A 22,877-nucleotide genomic window follows, 5' to 3' on the forward strand; every position below is an offset into this window, starting at 1 on the left:
CGGGCTTGAAAGCACGGTGGCTTTCTACGGCCTGAATAAAGAGAATTACAATGAAAAAGTCGATTCTTTCAGCAGTGATCCTGACAGCACTTACCTCAGGTTCTGCTTTTGCTGCACACACTTTTACCAATGACGCGGGCGATAGCCTTACTTTAGACGGTCGTTTCGACGTTCGTTACCAAGATAAGGGCGGCGACCACAACGGTGAGTGGAACAGCGGTAGCTCTCGTTTCGGCCTTAAAGGTCAAATGGGACTCGATAACGGCTGGACTGGCTTTGGCCATGCTGAATGGGGTTACAACTCAGGTGCTAACGGCGACAATATTTACGACCGACTTCTATACGCAGGCGTAGAGCACGACAAATACGGCAAGATCGCAGCAGGTACTAAGCAGTGGTCTACTTTTTATGACGTCGCATGGTACACCGACTTAGGTCGTGTCTTCGGTACTCGCGGCTCAGGTGTTTACAACCTTTCTGACTGGGGTATTGCATCTGGTACAGGTCGAGCAGAAAACTCCATTACTTACCGTAACTCAATCAACGACCAAGTAAGCTACGGCTTCACTTACCAAACGACACGTGAAGAAGTGGCACTAGCGAGTAATGCGACAGCTTCATTGAAAAACGGAATGGGTGCGTCAATCACTTACAAACCGGTTGATGGCGTAACACTAGGTGCAGCTTACCACCAAAATGAAATTGCAGACCTAGACTCAGGTGTGGTTGGCGTAGAAAATGGCGACAACATGCGCATCATGCTATTGGGTGCGAACTACAGCAACGGCGGCTTCTACGCAGGTGCCACTTTCCACGTGGGCGAAAACTGGGAAGCTGTAAGCCAAGGCGGTACGGATGTAATGTTCGATACCCTAGGTGGTGAAATCTACACGTACTACCACTTCGACAATGGCCTACGCCCTACGTTGAACTACAACTACATGGAAGATCGTGATGACCAAACAGATGGCTATGAGCGTAACCTGCTTATCCCTGGTGTTGAATACCACTTCCAGAAGAACAAATTCCTAGTTTGGACTGAATACCAATTCGACCTAGGTAAAGATCAGCTCGTTGGCAATAAATTCGAAAACAGAGATGACCAATTCGCTGCAGGTATTCGTTACTACTTCTAACGCCCAGTTAGTCGATTCATAAATTCTTTAAACAAAGCTCTGCTCTTACGCAGAGCTTTTTTGGGTCATACCCAGAATAATATTCAACACTCTCTATTAACCCTTATTTTTCATCCAATCATGGCATATTGTATTTTTGAGTACGTACCTAATTATGTTACTCTATGCACAATCAATTTGGTTCAAAAGTATGGTCTATGAGCTCTCCAAAACACTCCACGGCGTCAAAGCCAACCGTCACCTCTAAAGATGTCGCTAAACTTGCTGGCGTTTCTCAATCAACTGTATCTCGTGTATTTGTCCCGGGCAGTTCAGTGTCTGAAAAGACCAAGCAAAAAGTGTTCGATGCAGCAAAATCGTTGAACTATCGTCCCAATGCCTTTGCCCGCAGTCTGACGACAAATGAGTCCAAATTGATTGGCTTAGTTTTCCCAGATGCCGACTACCCTATCCACATGAAAACTCTGCAGCTTATCTCTACTGAGCTACAAAAGCAGGGTTACTCTGCGGTATTGATTCCTTGGCAAGTGGATGGAAACGACAACCACTCGATTCCTAATATATTCCAATACCGAGTTGATGGCGTAATTGCTGCTTCGGCGACCTTTAATAAGTCGCTTTATGAAGAGTGTGAAGAGTTCAACATCCCCATTGTTCAGTATGCTCGTGTAGTTGAGGGGACTAAGAGTAGCCATGTAATAAGTGACAACTACGCCGCAGGCCAAGTCGCCGCTCAACATTTACATAGCGTAGGAACAAAGTCAGCGGTTTACCTGACAGGTAACGTGCCAACCTACACCAACGGCGAGCGTGAATCGGGCTTTTGCTCAGAATTCGAAGATCTAACAGGCAAGCAAGCTCGTGTTATTGAAGCTGACTATGACTACCTTGATGCTCTAGATACCATTCGGACTCTGTTTTCAGAACCCACACATCCTCAAGCGATTTTCTGTGCGACAGATAACCTCGCGATGGCAGTAATGGATGTGGCGCGCTTAGAATTTAACCTGCGTATTCCAGAAGATCTTCAAGTGATTGGTTTTGACGATATCCCACAGACTCAATGGTTGAACTACCAACTCACTACCTTCAAGCAAGATTTCAGACGCCTTGCACGTGAATCAGTGAAAATTGTCGTTAGCCAGATTCAAGAGCAAGACACAAGCTTGGTTAAGCTGATGGTGCCAGTGAAGTTCATTGAACGAAACACGACGCTAAAACAGAACCAACGTTAAGACGCTTTCAAACAAAAATCCCGCTCAGTGTGAGCGGGATTTTTTATGATATTTAACTAGTTACCTACACCACCGGTCTTCTCTGCCGGAGAGTCAGGCGTCACTGGAGGCCACTCTTGGAAGGTTGCTAGATGTTGTTGGACAGCCGCTTGTGCCGGGCCAAATGCCCACATTTTTTGTCCCATCCATTTTAGGTACATGCCCGACTCTTCCGCCGCTCGCTCGTATGGGTCACGACGTAAGTTAAACAGCAATGGTGCGTTTAGCTCTTCTTTAGGGCCACTCCAACCGTGGTTTTGCACGATGAAATGCGCCTTCCAATCACCAACACGAACCGCTTGCAGCTTGTCTCGTTCGTAGTAGTAGATCTCTTTACGGTTTGACTCGCCTTTCTCGGTCAGCATATCCACTTGGTTGTAACCATCAAGGTGCGCTTTAAAGCCATCGTGACCTTTCAGCAGTTTTTCTTTTAGATCCGTTGGACCACCAGCCGCAGCGACAAGAGTGGGTAACCAATCCATACCATCAAAGATGCCATTGCCTACAGTACCCGCTGGGATTTTACCCGGCCAGCTAACCAATGCAGGGGCTCTTACGCCACCTTCCCAAGTTGTGCCTTTCTCACCGTGATAAGGTGTCATACCGCCATCTGGCCAAGTCATGATCTCTGGGCCGTTATCGGCAGTGAAAATAATAATGGTATTGTCGGCAATACCGAGTTCTTCCATTTTCGCCATCATCTCACCAACATGGTCATCAAGATCTTTCATGACCACTTCTTGAAGTCCCCAACCGTTTTGGCCAAGCATGGCTTCGTATTCAGGTGACAGGTGCGTCCAAACGTGACCACGTGATGGACAGTACCAAGTAAAGAATGGCTTATCCGCTTCAACCGCCCTTTCGATGAAGTTGATCGCGTGTTTATTCACTTCATCATCGAGTGTACGCATACGCTCAATCGACAATGCACCATCATCTTCGATCGTTTGACCACCTTTGCCATCTGATCTTGCGTAAATGACATTACGAGGTGCAAAGGCATCCAAAGATCCATCTTTTGGCCAATCTGGATCTTCTGTGTATTCCATTGCATTCAAGTGATACAACCAACCCCAATACTCATCAAAACCGTGCATTGTCGGTAGGAATTCATCTCGATCACCAAGATGGTTTTTACCAAACTGACCCGTAACATAACCCATGGTTTTAAGAATCTCAGGAAGCGTTGGCGTGTCGGCACTTAAACCAACTGGGCCACCTGGCAATCCGACTGAGTGCATGCCTGTTCGAACAGGGAGTTGACCCGTTAAGAATGCAGAACGACCCGCCGTACAAGAGGGTTGAGCGTAATAATCGGTCAGTAGCATGCCCTTTTCAGCAATACTATCGATGTTCGGTGTTTCGCTGCTCATCACACCATTGTGATAAGCACTCAGGTTTGATATCCCAATATCATCCGTGAAGATAACAAAAATATTCGGTTGCTCTTGGGCTGACCATGCTGATAGCGAAAAGCTGCTCAACACACTCAGAACAACAAGGTGGAAAATCCTTTTCATAGAATGTCCTTATACTGTTTCAGATTGCTCTTTGTGAACCATTTTTATTCCTACCAAACCAAAGCCAAGCTCCAATAGTAGATAGACGACAAGTAGCCAGTGAGGCATGCCATCTATCAACAAGCTAATGACTCGGCCGGCAGCCAAACCCAACATGAAGACCACCAAACTGTAGAGTGCTGGCAGTCGGTATTTCTTTAGTAACGCCCCTGCTATCCAAAACAGAGCCAACGCTAAGTACAACCCCATCACAGCACGAAAGATATGAGTGACATTGATAGGGCTAGCATCAATTCCGAAAAGATAATCAAGGGAGACAACGGGGGCATAACCGTACGACAACGCAATCGGTGTTAAACCCAAAACAGCGACGAACAAAAAAACACTTTGTGGCTTCATATCCTTACTCTTTTAATTTGGCTCTTTTCAAAAAACATAGTCTACAATCAGCAATATACAAGTTGCATATGTGGAAAATGGATAGTTAAAACACACATTTACATTCGTGCTATTTCACATCGAAGATAAGGATATCAATATGGCTAAATGGCATTACCTACTCGCATCAGCATTGGCTGCCAGTTCAACCGTAAATGCTCAGGAAGCAAGCACACAAGCGGATACAAAAAAGTGGCAACATAGCTTCGAAATTTACGCGCTCGCACTCAACATCCGCGGAGACAGCACCATTAGTGATTTGTCTGCTGATGTCGATGTTGATCCTGCATTCATCATGGATCATCTTGATATGACCGCAATGGTGCGTTTAGAGGGTATCTATGACAATCAGTGGGGCTATTACATTGACTACAGCTTCATGAAGTTAAGCGGAAAAACAAACTCAGTGTTAGGTAGCAACCTAGAGGTATTGAGGGGCAACCTTGATATCCGACAAGGTGTTTTAGATGTGAAGGGGTTTAAGCGCTACCAGTACGATTTTGGCACGATTGATTATCTGTTTGGGCTTCGTTGGTGGGATAACGACATCGATGCCAAGCTTTACGGTTCAGGTGGCAATCTAAGTGCAGACCGATCACTCGATGAAGATTGGGGTGATTACCAAATAGGTGTGAGATGGATAACGCAGATCAATAAGGATTGGAAGTTTCACGCAACCATTGATGCAGGGCTTGGTAGTGACACCAACTTTACCTCATCTCTATTAACTGGCGTGCGATACCAGATAAACAGTTGGTCTGACTTAAATGTTGCCTACAAATCGACCTGGGTTGATTACGAAAACAAGGGGACCTTTGAATACGATACCGCATCGCAAGGGTTCCTGATTGGTTGGGCTGCTCATTTCTAGTCAAACAATAAGAGGTAAGCCTGATATCGTTAGGCTTACCTGACAATGTCAATCTTTCAAGAGTTAATGCCGGTTTTAACTAACGAACAAGCAAAACTACCCATCAACGACCTAGTTATTCACAGTGTTTGGAACTACGCACTCTTTCTTCATGATAGTTAAGCCGGCCTCGAGAGTTTCTGTCCAAGCTTGTTCGACGCTTTCATCGTAGTGAGGGTCATATTTTTTAACTGTATTGAGTAACGAATTGAACCACTCGTTGAGCTCAATCTCGGAAATATCCAGCCCTAGGTCTTTATGCCTTTTACCCAATTTCTTTACTGAGTTACGCACGCTTGGTAGACCAGCAGAGTTATAGATAAGAATGATCGAGGCTTTAAGCATCTTGGTTTGTTGCTCTAACCCTATATTTTCAAAACGTTCTGAAAACCTTGGGTTATGCTCGCAAAAATCAGCCAAAAACGTTTCGAGAAATTCTTGGTCAATCCGGCAGCGCTCAAAACTTTCATAAAACAGTTCGTTCGGTTTCATCTAGCCAGTCCTTTGCAAAATTTTGAGTTATCGGGAAGCTAACAAGTCCAGAGCCGCAACTTAGCCAACTCCGAACCATCAATATGATCTAAGTATACGCCACTGTGGCATAAAATGAACGATGGCATAACGTAAACTACGGCATAAAGTGCGTTGCACAAATCTTGTTTCCATCAGGATCTCGCAAATAAGCCATGTACAAGCGACGCTCGTCAGAACCTCTCGCTCCGGGGCCATTTTCAATGCTGGTACCGCCATTTTCGACGCCAACTCGATGCCACTCATCTACAACTTCAGGAGAAGACGCAAGAAAACCCACCGTCATGCCGTTGCCGTGAGTCGCAGGCTGACCATCAATCGGCTTCGTTAAGCCCAACACACCTGTTTGACTAACGTAAACACAGCGCCCTTTAGAATCAACAGAGCCTTCGCTATAACCAAGCACTTTCATGATTGGGTCATAAAAAGCCTTCGCGCGTTCAATATCTTCGGTACCGAGAAAAACATGGCTGAACATAACTAACCTCTTCTTCTATTGAAAGAACAACCTAAACTAGACCTATAATTCGTGTTTGTCTAGGCACGCTATTCGGTCACAACTGTTGCTTAACCCATTGAGCAAACACCTGAAACTTAGTTCGCTGCTCCATGCCTTTCGGGAACTCAGTTAGTCTGTTCAACAATTCGTTGTGCGCCCTGCCCTTGGTCATGCAAGATATCATCAGGATTTAGCAAGTTGCACTTTTGCATACTCAAGCATCCGCAACCGATACAGCCGGTTAAGTTCTCTTGTAGCGATTTAATCTGCGCCATTTTGCTGTCGAGTTGACCCTGCCACTTCTTAGCAACCCGCTCCCAGTCTCGCTTAGTCGCGGTATGGTTCATCGGCAGTGTCGATAATTCTTCGGTGATCTCTTCCAGCGTGAAGCCTATCGACTGCGCGACTTGTATCAAAGCAATTCTTCTCAACATCGCCGACTGATAACGGCGCTGATTTCCGTTAGTACGAATTGAAGCAATCAACCCCTTGGTTTCGTAAAAGCGTAAGGCCGAAGGAGCCACGCCACTGCGCTCAGCCAACTGGCCTATGGTGAGGTATACGATGTTTCTCATGATCTTTCACTTCCTGTTTGAATAGCCGTTTCTTCCTGATAATAACCAGTATACTATAGTTCATTTTAACTTGAAGTTTGCGTTCAAACTTAGGTTTGGGCTAGATTACAAAATACGCGCAACAAAGCAACCTAACGTATTGATTTTTTTGAGCTATGATTTTGTTCGCTGATTACCATACATGTCGTCAAACCCGGGAATGCCTTGCTCCCACACAGGTTTATCTTCACCGACAATAGTTTTCAATGTATCAATGAAGAGCTTGGTTTTTATGGGTGCATCTCGATGTGGGTACACCGCATAGAAAGTGCCAAAGTCATCCAAGTTTAAGTGAGTCATAATAGGCACTAACTCTCCACTGAGCACTTCATCTTCAATCATCTGCGCCGTGACAACCGCGAGAGTACTGCCAGTTAGCGCGCTCTTGGAAATCATCTCAACGTCATTCACTTTATAAGCGGCATTAAGCTGGAAATGCTGCGCTTGCCCCTCTTGATCGACATAAGAAAACTTATCAATCAACAAACCCGGAGCGGCATAGATAGTCGCAGGTAATGACTCTAACTTTTCGATGGTGTTGATCTCGCCATGCTGAGCAATGAACTCAGGTGAAGCGACAATCAGCAATCGACTTCTGGCTATCTTACGGCTGATTAGGCTGGAGTTTTTGGGCTTACCAATACGGAAACCAATATCAAACCCTTCTTTAACCATATCGACGATTCGGTCTTCGAGTCTCAATTCAAAATCAACATCTGGATACTGCTTCTGGAAAACCGCAATCGCCTGCTGAACATATTGTCGACCGAACATGGTCGAGCTGGTGATTCTTAATAACCCTCGAGGCTCTGCATGATAATTTTGCGCCAAGCGTCGAGTATCGTTCAACAGTGCACGAAGCTGATGCGCTTGATTGACCATCTCATTGCCTGCAGCTGTCAGAGATAACGAACGAGTGGTTCGATTGAGTAACCGAACATCCAGCTCTTCTTCAAGACGGCTGATCTGTTTAGAGATAACGGAACGGTCGACGTTTCTTTGCTCCGCCACTTTGACAAACGAACCCAGCTCAACCACTTCAAGTAACAATAATAAACGACTCGATATATCCATAACGCCCTTTGTTGCATTTAAGGCACCAATCAAGTGCCAATATGACTATTTTTCTCATCTTATTACAAATCTATAGTAGCTGCACATAACGGAGACAACATTCAGTCCCGACCTAATAGAGGAACACCCCATGACACTACTATCTGTGACTAACCAAAATGGCATCGCAACAGTATCGATCAACAACCCACCAGTGAACGTGCTGACTTTCGACTTGATCAACGAGATCAATGCCTTTGTACTTTCATTGAAAGATGATCGTGATACTAAGGTTGTGGTCTTCAAATCATTACATGAGAGCTTCTTTCTGGCTCACCTAGATCTCAATGTGATCAACGGTACACAAGGTGGACAAGCTGGTTCGATTGAATTCAACCACATGATTGAGAACATTAAAGCGATGAAACAAGTCTCTGTCGCGGTAGTTGATGGCGTAGCTCGTGGGGGCGGTAATGAATTTGTGATGGCGTGTGACCTTGCTTACGGCACTGAAAACTCGGCGTTCGCACAACCAGAAATTCATGTAAACATCCCAACGGGTGGCCAAGGCGCAGTTCAATTTGCAAGACGCATGGGCAAAAACAAAGCGCTACAAGCTTTGCTGCTTGGTAACGATTTTACGGCTCAACAAGCAGAAGAGCGTAACATCATCACGCAGTTTGTACCGAAGGCAGAGCTAGAGGGTTTCTTAGCAGCGACACTCGGTGTAATCAGCCAATTAGAAGTACGTGATATCGTGATGTACAAAGAGATCATCGCTGCCTCAATCAAAGATGAGCAAGCGGGCGCTGAACTAGAACTTCGTTACTTCTTAGAGCGCGCAAAAGAGCAGAAAACCGCAGCAATTATCGGTGCGTTTCTAAAACACGGTGGTCAAACTGAGCGTGAAGCGAAAGACATTCAAGGTATCTTCGTTGACACCGAAGCAGAGTTATCACAATAGATAATGACGCAATTAAATGGCCATCGCTTGATGGCCATTTATGTATGTATCTACTTATTTATCTATTTATCTGTGCACCGATGTAGTAATTCTCTCACTCACTGAAGCAGTTAGATCTGACTCATGATCGATTTCAGGCTCTCGGCCATTTCGGTATTGATGATCTCACCCGTTTCTACATTAAAGTTGTCGTAGAAACTTGGCACCGACATCGACCCCTTCACATCAGCATCAAAGTAAGGTGCGGAATTTACCGCAGACGACAACACAGAGCTTGCGCCACCGGGGCCTGGTGATGTGGAGAGCATAACCACAGGTTTACCTTGATACACTTTCATGTCGATTCGTGATGTCCAATCAAACACATTCTTAAAAGCTGCGGTGTATGAACCGTTGTACTCTGCAAAAGAGATGACCACAGCATCAGCTTCGCCAATCTTGCTGAAAAAGCGCTGCGCGTGTTGATGAACGCCGGACTCTTTTTCTCTGTCTTCACTATAAATAGGCATCTCGAAATCATTAAGATCGAGCACCTCTACTTGCGCGCCCTCAACTAAGCTTGCGGTGTACGCTGCAAGTTGTTGATTAATTGATGTTGTACTGTTGGTCGCGCCAATCGCTAATACTTTCATTGTTGATCCTTGTTCATTTTTCTCACCTTTTTGCACTCATGACTTCAATTACGGAGCTCAAAATTCATAACTGAAGATTCGTAACGTCTGTTTGATAACATCAAAACCTGCACTAGGCGACAAGGTGATAGATTGTGTTTTTAGATTGGGGATGATGATAAAACCTCAAGTTAACTTGAGGTAAAGCGATATTTTCAAAATATAGGAAATAGTTTAAAAACACTTATAAAGCAGTTGATTATGAAAGGTTTAACATAGGTTGGCATTACACAGGAAAAAGTCAGCACACCCAAAATACATTGAGTGTGCTTTATCGAAGTGTTATTTACTTAAAGTGATTTAATGGACAGACACCAGAGTAAGCGACACCGGATAGCTCGGCCATTTCGCGATTCCATGTTGCCAAATCATGAGGGTTAAATTGATTCAAATGATCATGACCACACGCTCTCGCCATCACTTGCATTAATTCTGTCGAGGCTTCAAAGAAGTTCTTAAGCTGGTTCGATGCTTTCTCGACATTCAAACGCTGACGTAAATCGGCTTTTTGAGTTGCAATACCAGCAGGGCAATTATTGGTGTTACACATTCTCGCCGCCACACAACCTATCGACTGCATGGCACTGTTTGAGATAGCGACACCATCAGCACCAAGCGCCATCGCTTTTACGAAATCCATCGGCACGCGCAAGCCGCCCGTGATGATCAATGTGACTCTGTCACTGACCCCTTGTTTATCGAGATACGCTCTAGCGCGAGCGAGTGCTGGAATAGTGGGAACACTGATATGGTCACGGAACATTTCTGGCGCCGCCCCTGTACCGCCACCACGCCCATCTAAGATGATGTAATCGGCACTGGCATCAAGCGCGAACTGAATGTCTTCTTCGATGTGATTGGCACTTAACTTAAAGCCAATCGGGATACCGCCTGTCACCTCTCGAACACGGTCGGCGAACTTTTTAAAATCCTCGACCGTGTTAAGGTCGACAAAGGTGGGTGGAGAAATCGCTGCCGTGCCCGCTTCAATGCCACGCACCTCCGCGATCTTGCCTATGTTCTTCGCGCCCGGTAAGTGCCCGCCCGTTCCGGTTTTAGCCCCCTGCCCGCCTTTAAAGTGGAAGGCTTGAACGTTTTTGAGCTTAGCTTCATCGTAACCAAACTGAGCACTGGCTAATTCATAAAAGTAGCGAGAGTTCGCCGCTTGCTCTTCAGGTAACATACCGCCCTCACCGGAGCAGATACCCGTCCCTGCGAGTTCGGCACCTTTCGCCAATGAGACTTTTGCTTCTTCAGATAGCGAGCCAAAACTCATATCAGACACAAACAAAGAGATGTCCAATTTGAGTGGCTTCTTCGCTTTGGGGCCAATAATCAGTTCAGTTCCAACGGGCATATTCTCCAGCAAAGGCTTGGTGGCCATTTGCGCGACCATCACTTGAATATCGTCCCAGTGAGGCAATAGATGTCTTGGAACGCCCATGGAGGTCATTGGCCCATGATGTCCAACCTTGGATAAACCATCACGCGCCAGTTGATGAATAAACTCGACGGTAGGTTCTTCTTTGGTTGCGCTCGCAGCTGGCGACAAATCTGGCGCAGCCGCTTGGATATGAACATCAGGGCCTTCTTGCCCAACTTGTTCCGCTGTGAACTGTTTATGAGTGCCATCGCAGAAAGGAAGGTTGTTGGAATACTTACAGCGACAAAGGTAGGCGTCTCCGCTCTCTTCGGCGACAAAGCTTTTCGGTTTGAACCCCGTACCAGCATGAGAACCGTCACAAAACGGTTGGCTTTTCGATTTCCCGCAGGTACAGAAGTAATACTCTTCTCCCTCTGTCAGCTCGATTTTGACGGGTTTGTTATCCGCGATTACTGGACTCTTCATAGTTCGTTCACCTTTTCTTTTTTATGATTTGATGACTGAAGCGATGACTTGCTCGCAAGAATAAAGTAAAGGTGAGATACGCGGCTAATTCAATAAATGAGACTGATAGACAAGGTGAGTAAACCGACTAAAAACAGTCATGACCGACTGAGCTCAAACAAAAATGGCTACCTAGTAGGCAGCCATTATGGGTGAGAGCTTAGTCAAAACTAATGCACTGAGGGTTAATCAAACAATTCGATAACCAATTTATTGTCTTTAATCACTAGATTGGGTTCCGATGACTTAATCAACGACTCTTGAACCTTGTTGCTGTCGAGTTTGTAAACCGGAGACTGGGACAAAGCAAAACCTATCATCGATACAGCTGGTTTGAGTAGTGTCTCTATTTCAGGCGAAAGCTGTTTGCCTTTTTCTTCAAAGCGCTCTAGTCGCAGCGACTTTAGATACACCTCGCCACTCTCCTTGTCGTATTCGGGAATCGCGCTGAACTCTAAGTCTAAATCCAACCCCATATTAGGCATATTGAACACTTGAACTTTTGCATTGGTATTCGCCAACACGGACACGCGTTGTGCATCGGCTCGACCAATTTGCACTTCTAGATCATCCACAGCCACTTGTGCGTACATCACACTTTGCACACCAACCTCTTGTTCTAGCATCACTGAGTCTTCAAGGTACTTCGTCATTTCTTGCTCGGTAATGCTGTAGCTAACACAACCACTGAGCATCAGGGCTGTCACAGCTATAATCAAACGGTTCATTAACTTTGTTGTCATTGGGGATCGACTCTTAATATGTAATTGCATGGAACGGATTTTACCTCGAGATAGCACTGTAAAATAGTCGTCACAATTACAGTGTCGGATAACTGAGCAAAATGATCCACCTAATCGGTGATTGCGTATAGTTTGTAATTGGTAAAAATAGTAAGGGAAGCAATGACTTCATTAACGATATTTTACGATGGGACATGCCCGTTGTGCGCAAAGGAGATGGCGGCACTTGCAAAGCATGATGTCAAGAATAAGATTCAAACCATCGATATCTACAGTGAAGCCTTTTCAGACTACCCTCAGATTGATGCCGACGCAGCCAACACCGTTTTGCATGCACTGGATGAGAATGGAAAACTGCTGCTAGGTTTAGACGTGACCTACCAAGCGTGGCGCTTAGTAGGAAAAGGTTGGCTATACGCCCCTTTACGTTGGGCGATATTCAAGCCAGTGGCCGACTGGTGTTATCTTCGGTTTGCCAAGAACCGATACAAAGTCTCTTTCTGGTTAACCGGAAAGTCGCGCTGCGATGGTAACAGCTGCACAAAATAGCGCTTGGTTAAGACATACCACTTGCGACTTTGTAATACACCACACCAAACAGCGCAGCAAAAACTAAAACGGTAACCGCGACTTTTAACCAAATAAACTTCATGTTTTGTCCCTTAAATTCTGTTTACTGTTTCGCGAGACAAGTTACCACAACAAAACATTCGGTTGGGTAATGATTTATAGAACTTTGTAGTGAGTCTTGATAACTAAGTGAGAACCTTTATGTCGGCAAAAGAGAGAAACCTACCCACACATCGAATTTCTAGATTCAGTAAGTTCGCTTCGTTGGCGACAAGAGTCGCGGGTAACGTGCTAACGGAAGGCACCAAACAAATTGCACAAGGCAACAGGCCCAAAGCAAAAGACTTACTGTTAACGCCACAAAACATTGCTCGCCTGACCGATCAACTCGCACACCTGCGCGGTGCGGCTATGAAGTTAGGACAGATGCTATCAATGGATGCGGGTGATGTCTTAGAACCAGAGTTAGCCGACATTCTCTCTCGCCTGCGCTCCGATGCCGATCCACTGCCAACAAAACAGCTCAATCAAGTGTTAGAAAGCTCGCTCGGGAACCATTGGAAAACCGAATTCCTGTCCTTCAATTTTAAACCGATCGCCAGTGCATCTATCGGACAAGTTCACCAAGCCTATAGTGATGCTGGGGACAAACTCGCAGTCAAAGTCCAATACCCCGGCATTAGAAAAAGTATCGACAGTGATGTAGATAACGTGGGCACGCTGCTCAATATTGTTGGCTTGATACCAAAGTCGGTCGACTACAAAGGCTTGTTAGAAGAGGCAAAGAAACAGCTCCACGATGAAGCAGACTATGCTCGCGAAGCTGATTACGCAACTCGTTACCATGATGCATTGAAAGAATACTCTCACTTCGTCGTACCTAAGATTCATCCGCAAGTCTCTTCAGAATCGGTGCTCGCCATGGACTTCATCGAAGGCGTCTCGATAGAGCAAATCGAAAGTTACGACCAAAGCACACGTGACTTTGTAATGCACAGCTTACTGGAGCTTCTGTTCAGAGAGTTGTTCGATTTTAAGATGGTGCAAACCGATCCCAATTTCGCCAACTACCTTTATGTTGAAAACACCCGACAAATTGGCTTATTAGATTTCGGAGCAACCCGTGAGTACAGTGACCGCTTCAGCGAGGGTTATCGCTTGGCCTTTTCCTCTGTCATTAACAACGATGAGCAAGTGCTCAACCGAGCTTTAGAGCAAATAGGATTCTTTAGCGAGACAATTCTTCCCGAACAACGCCAAGCGATTCTAAATCTAGTGAAGATGGCCTGTGAGCCGATGTTAGTTGACGAAGAGTACGACTTCAAAGCCAGTGGATTGGCACAAAGGCTTCGTGAAGCAGGCACCATTTTGAGCATGGAACAAGAGTATTGGCATACGCCGCCCGCCGATGCGCTGTTCCTGCACCGAAAAATTGGTGGCATGTATCTATTAGCGGCTCGCCTTGGTGCAAAAGTGAATATCAGTCGCTTGGTCGCTCCATATCTTATCTCAGAGAGCAAAAGCACAACTAAAAGCGCGAGTTAATGAGACAGTAAATAATACGCAAAGTGATCATTTCATCGTGCTCAAGAGTAATAACCATTACGCCAACTAAAATGAGCCAACCCTATGAAATGTTCACTACTTTGCTCAACCGCACTGATTACAAGCCTCACAAGTTCCATCGCCTTTGCAGCGAGCTGTCCCGAAATACTTAATGGCAAACAGCGCTTGTTAAACTCAACCGAAGAAATCGCCTTGTGCGATGAGTTTCAAGGCAAAACTCTATTGGTGGTAAATACAGCGAGCCAATGTGGCTTCACTCCGCAGTTTGAGCAACTCGAGCAACTTCATCAAACCTACAAAGACCAAGGCTTCACGGTTATCGGTTTCCCAAGTAATGATTTTCGCCAAGACAAGGGAAGCGAAGAGAAGGCGGCAAAGGTTTGTTACCTAGACTATGGCGTGACCTTCCCAATGATGGCGCGAGCTTCACTGTCTGGTAGCAACGCCAACCCCGTGTTTACAGAGATACAACAGCAAGCGGGCGTAACGCCTAAATGGAACTTTTACAAATTCTTGATCAGTAAAGAAGGTAAAGTCGTCGCCACCTTCCCTAGCTCCACATCTCCAGTGAGTGCCACGCTCAAAAACGCGATTGAGCAGCAGTTATGAAGGCGGATTACATGGCAACAACTCAAACCCGTAACACCATGGCCAAACTGGGGTACATGGGGTTAATTCCGTTTTTATTCGGTCTTCTCCTTTCGCTCACCGACAGCCAATTTATGGGGATAAGCGGTGAAACGCTGTTCATCACCTACAGCGTGGCAATTTTGAGTTTTCTTTCAGGGATCTTGTGGGCAAATGGCATCGAAAACTTTGAAAGCCAATCAAGTAACAAAGCACTGCTAATAAGCAACGCGATTGTGCTCATCGCTTGGCTGGCAGTATTGCTTGGCGAACAAAAAGAGCTAGTGACAACTCTGATTCTCATCTTTGGTTATATTGCGGTTTGGCGAGCTGAAAGGACGATGAGAGAAGAGAACCAGAGCCAAGGTCCTGATGGCTACTTTGATATGAGGACTCGGCTGACCTCTAGTGTCGTGTTAATGCACGGTATCGTGATGCTAACCTAGAGCTACGAGATTGTCTTTGAAGTGTGAGCCTTTGATTTAGTTAAGCGCCTTTGTTAAAAACCGTTAGCAACAATCTAGATGATGAGCTTCATCACTAACCTCGGCTCATCATCACCAAAGTAGTTGTCTTCTTGCTTGATGGTAACGAACCCCATCGATGCATAAAGCGCACGAGCCGATGTGTTATTTGGGTCTACAGTGAGCAAAAGCCTAGCATCTCGAGGCAACTGCTCAACCGCCTGTTGCATCAGTTTCCGGCCAACTCCCATGCCACGATAATTCTGGTCTACAGCCAATGAGAGGACCCAAAACTCATTCTGCTTGTCTGTGGTTGTCGTTAAGGCATAGCCAGCAATCTTTGAGTCTTGCTTAGCAACCAATAAACCTTTTCCCCAGCAATCAAAGGCCTGACGAAAGAAAAACAGCGGATAGGCGTGAGCGCCAAACAAAGCATGTTCAAGCTGGTAGATATCAGCCAGTTCTTGTTTTTCCGCACAAACAACAGTCATAGATAGACCTCATTTAAACCGAACCTCAAGTTTAAACATGCAAACTCAAAGGTGCTATTAATAATATATCAACAGCCTAAAGGCTTACGAACTACCTTAACGAAGATGCCACTTAACTAACGCCTGAGGAGTAGATTAGGTTACTTATGTTTTACTGTCGAATAACCAACAAATTTGCGCCAGATAACGCAAGAAAAACCGAGCACGCTTTGTTGAAACGCTTAGCCATTTGCGGCTTGGAGAACCAGTTTCTGAGGTATAAACCAAAGGCAGCGTAGATAGATATCGCGAGCAGCTCTAACACTAGGAATGTGCCACCTAGAATGAAGAACTGTGTGTTTACATTGGCTGAAACATCAACGAATTGAGGCAGAAATGCGGTAAAGATGAGTATCGCTTTAGGGTTACCAGCTGCAAGGGTGAACTCTTGTTTAACTAGACCAAACCAATTCTTATTACGTTCAATGTCCGCTACTGGGCTAGCTTGTGAACGCCATACGTTGTACGCAATCCATAGCAAGTACATCGCGCCAAAAAGTTTTATAAGGAAGAACAAAGTTTCAGAAGTATAAAGAACGACAGCTAAGCCAGAAGCCGCCAACACGATCATGCCAGAAAATGCTGTGATTCGACCTAACCCCGCAACCAAAGCCGCTTGAAATCCATAACAACGGGCGTTGTTCATTGATAACAAATTGTTTGGGCCCGGAGTCATGTTGAGCGCAAAACAAGCGGGGATGAATAGCATTAACTTCCAGATTTCCATTTTTCGTCCTTGTTAAAAACTTCGTAAATATTTAATCAATGAACGAATGCAGAAAGCTCTGTATTTACCGCTTCACATGCCGCCATTTTAATTAACCATTACTCGACAATATAATGCTCTTCGTCTGGTTCAATCAAATTCTCTGCAATACCAATTTCGCCCGCGATGAAAATCGCACTCGCTATCGTTTCTAATGTTTTATTCGGCTCTCTATCCGGTACTTCGCCCAATTCAGGAACTGGCTGCGATCGCGAGATTGAATTACAAACGACACTTTCACAAACGATATTGTGTTGCTCCTGTTGGGAAACTTCAGGCGGCTTGAAATCCGGTGAATTGAAGTCGGGAGCAGTAATACCCTCACTTGAAAACTCAGAGGCGCTGTATGAGGCAGCTGAAAACAGAGAAAGGAGCAGCATCCACTTATTCATATATCTTTCCATCGTTAATATTCACTGAATTTATAAATACTATCTAATCAGAAGTATTATGAACAGTGTTTTATTGTCGGGAATTATGATATCTAAGAATGCCGATTAGAAAGCCCAGAGCTTGGATGACATGAATTCAACTCACATGTGAATGCTTGCCTAACGTAAACTTATCAAGCAGCGCCTGTGGAACTGGGATAACAGAGTATCGAATGAAGGCCACTAACGTCACTATCGCCACAAAACTGCCTAAAACAAAATCATGAACATCAACCAGCACCAAGCCAAGAACTCGATCACTAATGATGGCAAGTATGGCGATACTCAGCGCTGTCATCCATTTACGATGCTCGTAAGGCAAGTACTCCATTTTTTGGCTCACGATATAGAGCAGTGACAGTCTCACGGCATAAGTGCCACAAAGCACCACCACAACGCCCCACACTCCATAAATCGGTGTCACAACAAAATAACCAATCGCAGCTAGAATCGCACACCCGCCTTGTATCCACATTTGCGATTGGCTTGAGTGACCGCTGAAACAGCCAAGGTTAAGGTAATCCCCAGCGTTCTTAATCACACCAATCGCCAAGAGTGCCACGACAATCGTGCCTGCATATTGATAACTGCTTGGCAAAATCAAAGTAATAAAACCAGGTACAGTAAGGATCATCAAACAACCGAATACAATGGCCAGATTAACACCGACTAACGCCCTATCGGCACACATCTTACTGCCACCCGGCTGTTGAAGCATCGCCACACGGTTTGGAAACCACCAAAGCGCGTAAGGCTGCAACAACAGACCAAGAATCAACGCGAACTTTCCGCTAACCGCATAAATCGCGAGTTCTTCGACACCGACGAAGCTTGCCATTACCCAGCGGTCGAGCCCCATGATCATATACATTGATGCACCGCCAACCAGAACGGGCAGTCCGAATTTTAAGATCTTCGCCGAGTATTTGAAGCAACCAAAAGATCCCATCTCTTGCCATTGATAACGCACTAAACAAACCATTAGCAACACACTGGATACCGCAGCTGAAATCAACACGCCATCTATACCGTATCCAGCCTCAAGCAAAACAAAAGTCATGATGGCTTGAACACCGGCTTTCAACAAATTGAGCATGCAAAAACGTTTCGCCATCGCGTTCATACGCATCAGCGTTAGCGGGATAGAAATCGCCCCATCGAGCATGGTAGGAATAAGCAGAAGCAGTATCTGGTAAGGCTGGAATTCAACTGGCAACATTAAGATTAACAACGGCATACTGAGGGCAATCAAGGCGCCCCCAAGCACGCACACCAGCACGCTCAATGTGAAGCAGTTCGAGACGAGCTTTTGCTTTTCATCACCTTCGGCGACACCCACATAACGATACATGGCATCGACAATACCGAAGCTGAACAATATCGTCCCAATGTCTGCCAGCAAGACAATGGCTTCTAAGGAACCATACTCTGCCAACGTCATATTGTGCGTAATGTACGGGATCATCACCAATGAAATCCCTTTCATCATTAATATACCGATGGCGTAGTAAGCCGACTGCTTTAAAGAACCCATAGTCGTCACCTTTTCCTTACCAAGCTGGCTTTAGGAAACTTTTACAGTCTCCAATTAGGTGTCGCAATGTGCGTTTTTGAGGTGACATGACCAAAGAACGGAAACTGTAGGCAATAGCCTGTCTATTCTGTTGTAAACCTCGATAATAGTCAGCATAACCTTCCAGTATTCTCGCCTTTGCGATTTTGAAGCTAGAAGTGGGTAGATTCCATCGTTGACTGTCATTTTGGTAATGTTGAAGAATAGTCTCTATAGACTGCAAATTTCTCAATTTAAGACTTTCAGTTTGGGTAACAGAGCTCGCTCTCATCAAGTAGCCAACCTGCACCGAGTTCAACACACCGATCTGATGGTTTTCACTCATTCGAAGCCACAGTTCCCAATCTTCCCCATACTTGATGTCAGCATTGAAACTGTCTGTTTGAGAAAACACATCCGCTTTCACCATGACCGTTGATGTTCCAATCACGTTATTTTCTATGATGAACTCCAACGGGTTCTCGATATTGATGAACAGCTCATCTTGATCTTGAAACTGCGACCAGTAACTAAAGCAGTCGACTATTACTTGGTAATCTTCAGTAAGATGCTCGTAGTTAGTAAAGCTCATCGCGAGATCAGGGTAACGTTGATGAAATTCGAGTTGGCGCTCAATTTTTTCAGGAAACCAGAAATCGTCTGCGTCTAAAAAAGCGATGTATTCACCGGTCGCCTTTTCAATCCCTAGGTTTCTCGCTTGAGGCGCACCAACACCCAATGTGGACAACGTAATAATGCGTTCATCGTCTATAGAAGCAAGATACGTCGACGTTCCATCGTTACTGTTATCGTCAATGACAATCAGCTCAACATCTTGATGAGTCTGCTTTAGTACACTACCAATCGCTTTCGGCAGGTAATCCAAACAATTGTAGGTAGGAATAACAACACTTACTTTAGCCATAATGACGCCCTCAGATTTATACGTTATATGGCTGACGTTGCATGTTCTATGCCGAGAGTGTCTTACTACAAAATCACCTCTATATCAGTCACCTACGCGTCCATTCTCAAAATGACGACCAAACACAGATGTTCAAAAAAACTGCAACTCCAATTTGATTATCAATTTGAGAAAACGAGCCACCTCTTAAGGGGTAACCTTCGAAAAGCAATCAGAAAGCCCTCCAAAGCTACGATTCGATCTTGGTTCGTATCTTGCTTTATTGGTTATTACCTTGGCTTGATAGTTTTAGTCATATGGATTTGAGGAGTAAGGAATGAAGAAAGTAGCATTTGTGGCGCCAACCTACCCAGTACTCAGTGAGACCTTCATTCAAACAGAAGTCGACTCTGTGAAAGCGTGTGGGCACGATGTGTGTGTAATGACGTTCAAAATTGAAAACAGTGAAAAACAGTTCGACTACGACATTGTCGAAATAGGTAAAAATGTTCGGAAGGGTAAAGTCGCCAGCATTAACTGGATAGGTTTCATCAAGGCTGTCTCATTTATTTCTAAGCAAACCAGCATGCCGAAAAAGTCACTGTTCGCTTATGGGTTTAAATTAGCGCTGCAACTCGCGGAAAACGACGTCGAACACGTACATGCGCATTTCTGTCAGCACACCACAGCTCACGCCATCGTCGCGGCAAAGCTGCTGAATATCACCTGTTCGTTCGTTGCTCATGGTCATGATGTTTACGAGTTCGCTTATGACATTGAACATAAAATCTCATCGAGTGATTTTGTGGTTGCAGTGTGTAAAGACATGCTTGCTGACTTCAATACCATGGCGAAAGGAAACATTAAGCTCCTGCATTGCGGAGTTAATACCAAACAGTTCCAACTCAACCCAAAAACCGAAACGAAGCAACTTCGCTTTATTTTCCTTGGCCGATTAGTGGAGCAAAAAGGTATCCACCATCTTATTGATGCATTGGCGCCGATTGCCGAACCTCTCGACATTCATCTCGATATCATCGGTACTGGCGATTTAGAGCAACAATTAAAGTTACAGGTCAAAGAAAATGGGCTCACTCGAAACGTGACCTTTCTTGGCGCTAAGCCTCATGAATGGGTGAAAGAGAAACTATCGAATTATGACAGCCTAATCGCGCCCTTCTGTTTTTCCGAAACCGGATGTGTGGATACAGGGCCTCTGGTTTTAAAAGAAGCGATGGCTGTGGGAACGCCAGTCATTACCACCAACATCATGGGATGCAAAGAGATCGTCTCACCAGAGACAGGTTTTGTGGTTAGCGAAAAAAACGTGGAAGAATTAAGAGAAGCGATTGAGCGTTTCGCGCAGCTGAGCAGTAACGATAAAACATCGATGAGTTTAAAGGCACGTGAGAGAGTGAAAGACAGTTTTAATTCGATCAAACAAGCTCAGCAATTATCTCGTTGGATAGAGAACCCTGCTCAATAAGGATGAACTCAGGCAGTAAGCATCGCAAGGGCTGCTGCGTCTCACAAGAACGACTATGCACCATAAGAAAACGGAGCACCACAAAAACAAAAGAGCGCTACATCAATTTGAAATGTAACGCTCAACTTAGCACTGCCCAATGATCGCGACTTATGCTTTCAGTAGCTTTTCATTAAGAAGTCTAACTAGCCTGCTCGCAGTGCCAAAATAGACTCAATATCGTCGATGTCACGATATTGAGCGAGTTGTTGCTCTTTCGATGAAATAGCCACAATCGACATTCTATCGGCCAATTCGTTACCTTCAATACCAACGTGTCCGTTCACATGGTAGATGGTAATTTTTGAAGCCAGCTCTTGGTAGAGCGCATACGCCGGCTTAATAATATCGAGGTTTTTGATCTCGCCGCCCGACTTAGTCCAGCCCTTTTTCTCCCAACCCGTTGCCCACTTAGTAATACAATCTATCGAGTACTTAGAGTCACAATAGATCGCTACAGACAGACCCGCGTTTAGCTTCTCTTTTGCGAGCAAAAACGCCTGTTTAAGGCCATGCAACTCAGCGGTATTATTGGTACCAACAGGTTGATACAAGCCATACCACAATTCGGTTAATTGGTTGTTTTGGTATACCGCTAACCCCGTCCCTGCTTCACCAGGGTTTGGTTCACACGCACCATCGGTAAAGATCTTGATATCAAAAGGCATATCTGTGATTTGCTGCTCCGAAAGAGGCGGCACCTTAGCTTTCGTCGACTTACCCGCAGAGCTTGGCTTTTTCGCAGTAGAACCTGACGCAGACGACGTTTTACCACCGAAAGCAGACTCAGCCTCGTCTAGTGTTGGAAACGATTTATATCTCGCACCAGCGAAACCATCGACTTGGGATTTACACTCGTTCCAAGTGGTAAAAATACCCGGTGTGCGACCTTTCCAAACCACATAATATTTCTTAGCCAAACTAACTCCTTACCAAAACCTAAACACACAAACAGTGAATCAGTACATTAGATGCCACCACGCTATACGTTGCAAGGTCTATCACTCTAAAACAGGTCTAAAAAAGCTGCGTTCATAACTCACGATGCAATCAACTTCGTCTGCAAATTCAAACGCTTTAATACACTCAGCATCGTTCAACGATTTAATCCGATACTCTTCATAGGCAGCCAAACTTTCAAAGGTAAACAGCGCCAAGGCAATATTGTTCGCCCCTTCCGACGGTAAGAAATAACCATTGTGTTGGCCCCCGAATTTAGCGACCAGAGGAATCCACATTTTTGCGTATGCCTCAAACTCATTTACCTTTTTAGGATCAATCACATATCGAACATAACAAGTAATCATATTTATACAGCCCTTAAATAATAGGAGAAACACAAAGCCTAAGTTGACATTGAAGTTGAAGCTCACGAGAAAAGGTAATCAACCGCGACAAGGTTATAGAACAAAAACACCGCCATGCTAACTCCGATCGTTAGTAGCACATTGCCTGTTTTCCAAATCAATAAGCCAGTCACCACCGCGCCTATCAAGTATGGGTTTTCAAGGCTTGGCCAAAATGTTTGTTCAGGAGCAAATACAATTGGCCCCCAAATCGCAGTCAGCACCGCTGGGCTTGAATAGCGCAATAGGCGCCTTGCGGTTTGATTGAGTCGAAGCGGGATTGCAGGCTCAAGAAACAGATACCGACTAAAGAAAACAATCGCAGTCATGAGGAATATCGTTAACCAAATCATCT

Annotated in this window: 26 protein-coding genes; 9 read left to right on the forward strand and 17 right to left on the reverse strand. The window is 45.1% G+C overall.

Going from position 1 to position 22,877, the window contains the following annotated elements; translation table 11 throughout:
- Positions 1-50: 50 nt before the first annotated feature.
- Together AB6F11_RS15875 and AB6F11_RS15880 are read left to right on the forward strand one after the other, a co-directional pair.
- On the forward strand, positions 51-1,136 hold the full coding sequence (locus AB6F11_RS15875; RefSeq protein ID WP_017065839.1) for a porin: 1,086 nt from the start codon (positions 51-53) through the stop codon (positions 1,134-1,136).
- A gap of 197 nt (positions 1,137-1,333) precedes the next feature.
- Positions 1,334-2,371 carry a LacI family DNA-binding transcriptional regulator gene (locus AB6F11_RS15880; protein WP_017065252.1) on the forward strand — a complete coding sequence of 346 codons (1,038 nt, stop codon included), beginning with the start codon at positions 1,334-1,336 and terminating at the stop codon, positions 2,369-2,371.
- Between the two features lie 56 nt (positions 2,372-2,427).
- On the opposite strand, the gene AB6F11_RS15885 is transcribed toward AB6F11_RS15880, so the two are convergent.
- Both AB6F11_RS15885 and AB6F11_RS15890 read right to left on the reverse strand, forming a co-directional pair.
- Positions 2,428-3,930, reverse strand: coding sequence for an arylsulfatase (locus AB6F11_RS15885; RefSeq protein ID WP_102393688.1), 1,503 nt, complete (start codon positions 3,928-3,930; stop codon positions 2,428-2,430).
- 9 nt (positions 3,931-3,939) lie between these two features.
- On the reverse strand, positions 3,940-4,329 hold the full coding sequence (locus tag AB6F11_RS15890) for a DUF4345 domain-containing protein (protein WP_017062182.1): 390 nt from the start codon (positions 4,327-4,329) through the stop codon (positions 3,940-3,942).
- Positions 4,330-4,468: 139 nt separating this feature from the next.
- Between AB6F11_RS15890 and AB6F11_RS15895 the strand changes: the two genes are divergently transcribed.
- Entirely contained in the window at positions 4,469-5,239 is a 771-nt protein-coding gene (locus tag AB6F11_RS15895; RefSeq protein ID WP_102393687.1) for a DUF481 domain-containing protein, read from the forward strand.
- Positions 5,240-5,350: 111 nt separating this feature from the next.
- Here the strand turns inward: AB6F11_RS15895 and AB6F11_RS15900 are convergent, their stop codons facing one another.
- From AB6F11_RS15900 to AB6F11_RS15915, 4 genes are all read right to left on the reverse strand, one after another.
- Entirely contained in the window at positions 5,351-5,770 is a 420-nt protein-coding gene (locus AB6F11_RS15900; RefSeq protein WP_017071826.1) for a globin, read from the reverse strand.
- Positions 5,771-5,906: 136 nt separating this feature from the next.
- Positions 5,907-6,287: a VOC family protein gene (locus AB6F11_RS15905; protein ID WP_102393686.1), complete on the reverse strand. Its 381-nt coding sequence runs from the start codon at positions 6,285-6,287 to the stop codon at positions 5,907-5,909.
- A gap of 146 nt (positions 6,288-6,433) precedes the next feature.
- Complete coding sequence (soxR, locus tag AB6F11_RS15910; protein ID WP_017062186.1) at positions 6,434-6,883, reverse strand: redox-sensitive transcriptional activator SoxR; 450 nt, start codon at positions 6,881-6,883, stop codon at positions 6,434-6,436.
- A gap of 153 nt (positions 6,884-7,036) precedes the next feature.
- A complete protein-coding gene (locus tag AB6F11_RS15915) occupies positions 7,037-7,996 on the reverse strand; it encodes a LysR family transcriptional regulator (protein WP_012604456.1) in 960 nt (319 codons plus the stop codon).
- Between the two features lie 130 nt (positions 7,997-8,126).
- Between AB6F11_RS15915 and AB6F11_RS15920 the strand changes: the two genes are divergently transcribed.
- Positions 8,127-8,939: an enoyl-CoA hydratase/isomerase family protein gene (locus AB6F11_RS15920; RefSeq protein WP_102393685.1), complete on the forward strand. Its 813-nt coding sequence runs from the start codon at positions 8,127-8,129 to the stop codon at positions 8,937-8,939.
- A 110-nt stretch (positions 8,940-9,049) separates the two neighbouring features.
- On the opposite strand, the gene AB6F11_RS15925 is transcribed toward AB6F11_RS15920, so the two are convergent.
- From AB6F11_RS15925 to AB6F11_RS15935, 3 genes are all read right to left on the reverse strand, one after another.
- Positions 9,050-9,571 carry an NADPH-dependent FMN reductase gene (locus tag AB6F11_RS15925; protein ID WP_102393684.1) on the reverse strand — a complete coding sequence of 174 codons (522 nt, stop codon included), beginning with the start codon at positions 9,569-9,571 and terminating at the stop codon, positions 9,050-9,052.
- Positions 9,572-9,896: 325 nt separating this feature from the next.
- Positions 9,897-11,459, reverse strand: coding sequence for a glutamate synthase-related protein (locus AB6F11_RS15930; protein ID WP_102393683.1), 1,563 nt, complete (start codon positions 11,457-11,459; stop codon positions 9,897-9,899).
- Between the two features lie 224 nt (positions 11,460-11,683).
- Positions 11,684-12,241 carry a DUF1439 domain-containing protein gene (locus AB6F11_RS15935; protein WP_017065247.1) on the reverse strand — a complete coding sequence of 186 codons (558 nt, stop codon included), beginning with the start codon at positions 12,239-12,241 and terminating at the stop codon, positions 11,684-11,686.
- A 162-nt stretch (positions 12,242-12,403) separates the two neighbouring features.
- Between AB6F11_RS15935 and AB6F11_RS15940 the strand changes: the two genes are divergently transcribed.
- From AB6F11_RS15940 to AB6F11_RS15955, 4 genes are all read left to right on the forward strand, one after another.
- Positions 12,404-12,790 (forward strand): thiol-disulfide oxidoreductase DCC family protein, encoded by a 387-nt coding sequence (locus AB6F11_RS15940; protein WP_102393682.1) that lies wholly within the window; start codon positions 12,404-12,406, stop codon positions 12,788-12,790.
- Positions 12,791-13,012: 222 nt separating this feature from the next.
- Positions 13,013-14,356 carry an AarF/ABC1/UbiB kinase family protein gene (locus AB6F11_RS15945; protein WP_065584895.1) on the forward strand — a complete coding sequence of 448 codons (1,344 nt, stop codon included), beginning with the start codon at positions 13,013-13,015 and terminating at the stop codon, positions 14,354-14,356.
- Positions 14,357-14,440: 84 nt separating this feature from the next.
- Entirely contained in the window at positions 14,441-14,986 is a 546-nt protein-coding gene (locus AB6F11_RS15950) for a glutathione peroxidase (RefSeq protein WP_102393681.1), read from the forward strand.
- On the forward strand, positions 14,983-15,450 hold the full coding sequence (locus AB6F11_RS15955) for a DUF3429 domain-containing protein (protein WP_017062213.1): 468 nt from the start codon (positions 14,983-14,985) through the stop codon (positions 15,448-15,450). Before AB6F11_RS15950 ends, AB6F11_RS15955 begins: the two co-directional genes overlap by 4 nt.
- A 74-nt stretch (positions 15,451-15,524) precedes the next feature.
- On the opposite strand, the gene AB6F11_RS15960 is transcribed toward AB6F11_RS15955, so the two are convergent.
- The 5 genes from AB6F11_RS15960 to AB6F11_RS15980 form a co-directional block, all read right to left on the reverse strand.
- Positions 15,525-15,959 carry an N-acetyltransferase gene (locus AB6F11_RS15960; protein WP_102393680.1) on the reverse strand — a complete coding sequence of 145 codons (435 nt, stop codon included), beginning with the start codon at positions 15,957-15,959 and terminating at the stop codon, positions 15,525-15,527.
- A gap of 151 nt (positions 15,960-16,110) precedes the next feature.
- On the reverse strand, positions 16,111-16,725 hold the full coding sequence (locus AB6F11_RS15965; protein ID WP_017062215.1) for a LysE family translocator: 615 nt from the start codon (positions 16,723-16,725) through the stop codon (positions 16,111-16,113).
- 98 nt (positions 16,726-16,823) lie between these two features.
- Positions 16,824-17,156, reverse strand: a complete 333-nt coding sequence (locus AB6F11_RS15970) for a hypothetical protein (RefSeq protein WP_017062216.1) — start codon at positions 17,154-17,156, stop codon at positions 16,824-16,826.
- 136 nt (positions 17,157-17,292) lie between these two features.
- Positions 17,293-18,729: a lipopolysaccharide biosynthesis protein gene (locus AB6F11_RS15975; protein ID WP_102393679.1), complete on the reverse strand. Its 1,437-nt coding sequence runs from the start codon at positions 18,727-18,729 to the stop codon at positions 17,293-17,295.
- Between the two features lie 16 nt (positions 18,730-18,745).
- Positions 18,746-19,672 carry a glycosyltransferase gene (locus tag AB6F11_RS15980; RefSeq protein WP_017062218.1) on the reverse strand — a complete coding sequence of 309 codons (927 nt, stop codon included), beginning with the start codon at positions 19,670-19,672 and terminating at the stop codon, positions 18,746-18,748.
- A 316-nt stretch (positions 19,673-19,988) separates the two neighbouring features.
- On the opposite strand from AB6F11_RS15980, the gene AB6F11_RS15985 reads away from it, so the two are divergent.
- Positions 19,989-21,137 carry a glycosyltransferase family 4 protein gene (locus tag AB6F11_RS15985; protein WP_102393678.1) on the forward strand — a complete coding sequence of 383 codons (1,149 nt, stop codon included), beginning with the start codon at positions 19,989-19,991 and terminating at the stop codon, positions 21,135-21,137.
- Between the two features lie 185 nt (positions 21,138-21,322).
- Here AB6F11_RS15985 and AB6F11_RS15990 read toward each other — a convergent pair whose 3' ends face one another.
- The 3 genes from AB6F11_RS15990 to AB6F11_RS16000 all read right to left on the reverse strand — a co-directional run bounded on the left by AB6F11_RS15990 (position 21,323) and on the right by AB6F11_RS16000 (position 22,875).
- Positions 21,323-22,096, reverse strand: coding sequence for a viroplasmin family protein (locus AB6F11_RS15990; RefSeq protein ID WP_102393677.1), 774 nt, complete (start codon positions 22,094-22,096; stop codon positions 21,323-21,325).
- 81 nt (positions 22,097-22,177) lie between these two features.
- Positions 22,178-22,483, reverse strand: coding sequence for an NIPSNAP family protein (locus AB6F11_RS15995; RefSeq protein WP_017070270.1), 306 nt, complete (start codon positions 22,481-22,483; stop codon positions 22,178-22,180).
- Between the two features lie 62 nt (positions 22,484-22,545).
- Complete coding sequence (locus AB6F11_RS16000; protein WP_029235401.1) at positions 22,546-22,875, reverse strand: AzlD domain-containing protein; 330 nt, start codon at positions 22,873-22,875, stop codon at positions 22,546-22,548.
- Positions 22,876-22,877 lie beyond the last annotated feature (2 nt).

The sequence above is a fragment of the Vibrio sp. 10N.247.311.14 genome (assembly GCF_041467715.1).
Taxonomy (GTDB): Bacteria; Pseudomonadota; Gammaproteobacteria; order Enterobacterales; family Vibrionaceae; genus Vibrio; species Vibrio crassostreae_C.